The organism is Saccharomonospora iraqiensis subsp. iraqiensis (assembly GCF_000430445.1).
GTDB classification, from domain to species: domain Bacteria; phylum Actinomycetota; class Actinomycetes; order Mycobacteriales; family Pseudonocardiaceae; genus Saccharomonospora; species Saccharomonospora iraqiensis.
Map to the genome: position 1 here is coordinate 51,897 of NZ_KE387072.1, position 5,764 is coordinate 57,660.

Genomic DNA, 5,764 nt, shown 5'->3' on the forward strand with positions numbered 1-5,764 from the left:
GCCGGCGCGCTCAGCCCGGGACGGTCTCCGAGGCGCCCAGCCCGAGTTCCGCCGCGGCCGCGCGCACGGCGTGGATGACGAGCTGGAGCGCGGGCCTGCGCAGCGCGGTGCGCCGGTAGGCCACGGAGACGGTGCGCAGCACCGGGGTCGTCAGCGTCACGATGTCCACGCCGGACGGGCGCAGGGTCAGCCCGAGGTCGGACACGAGGGTGATCCCCAGTCCGGCGCTGACCATCGCCATCGCCGTGGCCTGCTCCTCGACCTCGTGGTTGATCATCGGTTCGAACCCGAACCGCTGGCAGGCCACCCGCACCGCGCGGCCGAAGTGGCTGCGCGGGCTCGCCAGGATCCACCGCTGGTCGGCCAGCTCGGCCAGGGACACCGTGCTCGCGGGTGCGGTGGCCGCGGGCACCGCGGCGTACAGCCGCTCCACCGCCACCGCGACCCGTTCCAGCCCGTTGTCCCAGGGTGTCGGGGCGTCGGTGTAGTCGAGCACGAACGAGAAGTCCAGCGACCCGTCGCGCACGGCGTCGGCGGTCTCCTCCGGCGCCAGTTCCCGGGTGCGGACCTCGATGCCCGGGTGCTCGGCCGCCAGGGAGGTGAGCGCGGTCGGCAGCAGACCCGAGGCGACCGAGGCCCACACGCCCGCGGTCAGCCGCACCGAGGAGGTCTCCTGGGCCGACTCCAGCGCGAGCGTGGCCCGTTCGACGGCGTCCAGGATCTGTTCGGCGTGCTCGGTGAGCACCATGCCGAGCTCGGTGAGCTGGACCCGTCTGCCGAGCCGTTCGAACAGTTTCGCGCCCACGTCGCGCTCCAGCTGCGCGAGCTGCTGCGAGACCGCCGAGGCGGTGTAGTGCAGCGCGGCCGCGGCCGCCGTGATGGTGCCGCGACGGTGCAGCTCCCGGAGCATCCTCAGCCGATGCACCGACAGATCCATGCACCAACCATAAAGGGAAACGTGCATGATCTATAACTGGACGCACACGGCCCTCCGGCCGGATTCTGGCAGTACGCACGACGACCGGTGCGCCGCACCGGGAACCGCCCGTGCGACCGGGATCGACACAGGGACGCCGACCGACCCAGGGAGGGCCGAGTGGTTACTCAGCACGCCGACGAACCGCTGCTGCGACTGACGTGGACCGACCGGGTGACCGGCGCCCACGGTTATCTCGTCGTGCACAGCCTGGTGTCCGGACTGGCGACCGGCGGCACCCGCATGCGGGCGGGGTGCACGATGAGCGAGGTCGAGGACCTGGCGCGGGGCATGGCCGCCAAGACGGCCACGTTCGACCTTCCGGTGGGGGGCGCCAAGGGCGGGATCGACTTCGACCCGCGGGACCCGCGTGCCACCGAGGTGCTGCGCCGGTTCTGCCAGGCCATGCGTCCCTGGATCGACGCGCACTGGGTGACGGCCGAGGACCTGGGTGTGCCGCAGCACGTCATCGACGAGGTGTTCGCCGACCTCGGGTTGGAGCAGTCCTACCACGCCGCGATCCGCCGTGCGGCCGATCCCGCGCGCACCCTCCGCCGGGTGCAGGCGGGGCTGAACGCGCCCGTCCCGGGCGGGCTGCTGCTCGGCGACGTCATCGGCGGGTACGGGGTCGCACAGGCGTGCCTCGGTGCCGCCGCGGCGTGGGACTGGTCCGTGGCCGCGACGACCGTGGCGATCCAGGGCATCGGCACGATGGGCGGCGGCGCGGCCTGGTACCTGCACGAGGCGGGGATGCGGGTGGTCGCGGTGGCCGACGCGGCGGGCACCCTGTACGACCCGGCGGGGCTGGACATCCCGGCGCTGTTGCAGGCGCGCGACGCCTACGGCGAGATCGACCGGGACGCGGTGCCCGGCCACGTCGCACGCCTGCCCCGCAACGCCGTGCTCGGGGTGGACGCCGACGTCCTGGTGCCCGCGGCGATCTCCTACGCCCTCACGCCGGACAACTCCTACGACGTGCGGGCCGCCGTGGTGGTCGAGGCGGCCAACGCCGCGACCACCCCCGAGGCCGAGGCCATGCTGGCCGCACGGGGGGTTCCGGTGATCCCGGACTTCGTCGCGAACGCGGGGGCGGCCGCGTGGGCCTGGTGGCTGCTGCTGGGCCGGGTCGGGGCGGAGGCCACCGACTCGCTGTTGAAGCTGCGCACCGAGATGCAGGCGAAGGTCGCCCTGCTGCTCGGCGCGTGGAACGCCGACCGGGTGCCGCCGCGGCAGACCGGCTGGGAGTTCGTCACCGCACGGGAGAACGCGGTGGCCCCGGCGGAGTCGGCACTGACCATTCCCTGACACCCCGCGACACACCCGGCACCGGAGAAGCCCCGTTCCCGCCCCCGGCGGGGACGGGGCTCCGTCGTGGGCGGGTGTCCGGCGACGACGGGACGCCGGACACAACTCACAGTACGTACGTACGGATTGCGGGTGGATGGTCAGGGGTGTCAAGATCGTGGGATGCCACGGGTCAGCCAGGACCACCTCGACGCGCGTCGCCGTCAGATCCTCGACGGTGCCCGCGTGTGTTTCACCCGGTACGGATACGAGGGTGCCACGGTGCGCCGCCTCGAGGAAGCGACCGGGCTGTCCCGGGGGGCGATCTTCCACCATTTCCGGGACAAGGAGTCGCTGTTCCTGGCGCTGGCCGAGGACGACGCGGCCCGGATGGCCGATGTCGTCGCCCAGCAGGGGCTCGTGCAGGTCATGCGGGACCTGCTCGCCGGCACCAGCCCGCATCCCGCCGACTGGCTCGGCACGCGGCTGGAGGTCTCCCGCCGGCTGCGCACCGACCGGGAGTTCCGTGCCCGGTGGGCCGAGCGTTCGGAGCAGCTGACCACGGCCACCCGGAAGCGGCTGCAGTGGCAGCGGGAGTCCGGCAACCTCCGGGACGACGTCGGGGTCGACGTGCTGACCTCCTACCTGGAGCTGGTCCTGGAGGGGCTGGTCTCGCACCTGGCGATGGGGCTGCCCGCCGACGACCTCGAACCCGTCCTCGACGTCGTCGAGGAGAGCGTGCGCCGGCACCGGGGGCGGAGCGGGACGTGACCGCCGCCCGTGCCGGGGGCCGCGGGAACACGACCTCACCGGTCGACGTTACCGATGGTTAAGATGTCGGCCCTACCGCCTCCGTATCCCGTTCCCGTCGAGGAGGAGTGACACTCGCGTGCGCGCAGCGCCGTCACCGGACGACAGTACCGGGCCGGGTGAGGAACCCGGCTGTCCCGATTCGTCCCGTCCCGTTCCGGATCCGTCCCGTCGCGGCCCCTCCCGTCGTGACCCGGCCCGTTCCGGGGGCCGCTGATGGACATCCTGCTCTCCGTTCTGGGTGTCCTGTTCGTCGTCCTGCTCACCGTGGGCACCGGCCTGGCCGTCGCCGCCGAGTTCTCGCTCACGACGTTGGAGCGCAGCACCGTCGAGGCGAACGTCCGCAACGTCGGTGACCGGCGGTCGAGGACCGTGCTGCGGGCCCACCGCACCCTGTCGTTCCAGCTCTCCGGGGCGCAGGTCGCCATCACCCTCACCACGCTGGTCACCGGGTACGTCGCCGAGCCGCTGCTCGGGCGGTTCATCCGGCCCGCGTTGACCGCGGTGGGGATCCCGGAACCGGCCGCGGCCGGGACGTCGCTGGTGGTGGCGATGCTGCTGGCCACGACGTTGTCGATGGTGATCGGCGAGATGGTGCCGAAGAACCTGGCGGTGGCCCGACCGCTGCCCACCGCCCGGGCCGTCTCCGGCTATCACGCCGGCTTCTCCGCGTTGTTCCGCTGGTTGATCGACCTGATGAACAACAGCGCCAACTGGGTGGTGCGCAAGCTGGGCGTGGAACCGCAGGAGGAACTGCGGTCGGCCCGGTCACCGCAGGAACTCGGCTCGATCGTGCGCTCCAGCGCCGAGACCGGCACCCTCGACGAGTCCACGGCGGAACTGCTGGACCGGTCGCTGCGGTTCGGCGGCCGGACGGCGGGGGAACTGATGACCCCGCGCGTGCGGCTGGAGGCGTTGCACGTCGACGAGACCGTGCCCGACCTGGTGGAGCTGGCCCGCCGCACCGGGTTCTCCCGCTTCCCCGTCTACCGCGAGGATCTGGACGACATCCGGGGCACCGTGCACGTCAAGCAGGCCTTCACGGTGCCGACCGCCGAGCGGGAGGGCACCCCGGTGGCGTCGTTGATGCGGCCGATGCCGACCGTTCCGGAGTCGCTGCCCGGCGACGCGGTGCTCGACCGGCTCCGGGACTCCCGTTTCCAGGTCGCCGTCGTGGTGGACGAGTACGGCGGCACCGCGGGCCTGGTCACCCTGGAGGACGTCGTCGAGGAGATCGTCGGGGACGTGCGGGACGAGCACGACCTGCAGGAGGAGCCGACCGCGCAGCAGCTCGCCCCGGACCGGTGGGTGGTGTCCGGCCGACTCCGGGACGACGAGGTGCTCGACGTCACCGGCTTCCGCATGCCCGAGGGGGACTACGAGACCATCGCCGGCCTGCTGCTCGACCGGCTCGGGGAGATTCCCGAGGTCGGTGCCGCGATCGACGTGGACGGATGGCGGCTCGAGGTGACCGGGATGGACCGCCACCGCATCGCGGAGATCACCGTCCAGCGGGAGGAGGCCGGAACCGCATGAACGACTGGGTCTCGATCTCGCTGATCGTCGTGCTGCTGGCGGCGAACGCGTTCTTCGTCGGTGCCGAGTTCGCGCTGATCTCGTCGCGCCGGGACCGTCTCGAAGCCCTGCTGGAGCAGGGCAAGTCGCGGGCCCGCATCGTGATCAACGCGACGCGCAACGTCTCGCTGATGCTCGCGGGCGCGCAGCTGGGCATCACGATCTGCTCGCTGTTGCTGCTGCAGTTCGGCGAACCCGCCGTGGCCCACCAGCTCGAACTGGCCGTGGCGGCGCTGGGCGTGCCGCTGCCCGGGTACGTCATCCACGCGGTGGCCTTCACCGTCACCCTGGTGGCGCTGACGCTGCTGCACGTGCTGGTCGGCGAGATGGTGCCGAAGAACCTGGCCATCGCCGAACCCGAGCGGCTGGCGCTGTGGCTGGTGCCCCTGCACGTGGCCTGGGTGCGGGTGACCGGCCCGTTCATCCGGCTGCTGAACGGGATGGCGAACTCCGTGCTGCGGCTGGCGAAGGTGGAGCCGAAGGACGAGGTGGACACCGGCTACACCTCCGACGAACTCGCGAGCCTGCTGCGGGAGTCCCGCCGGGAGGGCCTGTTGGAGCAGTCCGAGCACCGCCGGTTGTCCCAGACCCTGTCCTCGGCGGGCAAGACGGTGTCGGACGTGCTCGTGCCGCTGGACGAGCTGACGATGCTGCCGTCCCGCCCACGGGTCGCCGAGGTCGAGCGGGCCGTGTCCCGCACCGGCTTCTCCCGGTTCCCGGTGCGGACCGAGGCGGGGATGCTGACCGGCTACATCCACGTCAAGGACGTTCTCGACCAGATGGGCGACGACCCGCAGGGCACGGTGTCCCCCGGCAAGACCCGCAGGCTCACCCGCCTGGCCCTGGATGCCAGGCTGGACGAGGCGCTGTCGGCCATGCGCCGGGAGGGCAGTCACCTGGCGACGGCGGTCAACACCGAGGGCAGCGCCGTCGGCATCGTCGCGTTGGAGGACCTGTTGGAGGAGTACGTCGGCACGGTCCGGGACGGCACGCACGTCACGGGGCATCCGTGAGCGAGCCGCACCCCACCCCCACCACCGCGGCCGGATCCGCCCCGGACCCGGTCCGACTCGGCGCGGACGAGTGGCTCGCCCGCGAGACCGCGCACGCCCACCGGAT

At 72.3% G+C, this 5,764-nt stretch carries 5 protein-coding genes; 4 read left to right on the forward strand and 1 reads right to left on the reverse strand.

The genetic code is table 11. The features are described from left to right. Positions 1-10: 10 nt before the first annotated feature. Positions 11-937, reverse strand: coding sequence for a LysR family transcriptional regulator (locus ACTIR_RS0108370; protein ID WP_026453930.1), 927 nt, complete (start codon positions 935-937; stop codon positions 11-13). Positions 938-1,096: 159 nt separating this feature from the next. Between ACTIR_RS0108370 and ACTIR_RS0108375 the strand changes: the two genes are divergently transcribed. From ACTIR_RS0108375 to ACTIR_RS0108390, 4 genes are all read left to right on the forward strand, one after another. After that, positions 1,097-2,281: a Glu/Leu/Phe/Val dehydrogenase dimerization domain-containing protein gene (locus ACTIR_RS0108375; RefSeq protein ID WP_026453931.1), complete on the forward strand. Its 1,185-nt coding sequence runs from the start codon at positions 1,097-1,099 to the stop codon at positions 2,279-2,281. A gap of 162 nt (positions 2,282-2,443) precedes the next feature. Continuing rightward, entirely contained in the window at positions 2,444-3,031 is a 588-nt protein-coding gene (locus tag ACTIR_RS0108380; protein WP_026453932.1) for a TetR/AcrR family transcriptional regulator, read from the forward strand. A 255-nt stretch (positions 3,032-3,286) separates the two neighbouring features. Then, complete coding sequence (locus ACTIR_RS0108385) at positions 3,287-4,606, forward strand: hemolysin family protein (protein WP_026453933.1); 1,320 nt, start codon at positions 3,287-3,289, stop codon at positions 4,604-4,606. After that, a complete protein-coding gene (locus tag ACTIR_RS0108390) occupies positions 4,603-5,658 on the forward strand; it encodes a hemolysin family protein (protein ID WP_026453934.1) in 1,056 nt (351 codons plus the stop codon). Before ACTIR_RS0108385 ends, ACTIR_RS0108390 begins: the two co-directional genes overlap by 4 nt. Positions 5,659-5,764: the final 106 nt, after the last annotated feature.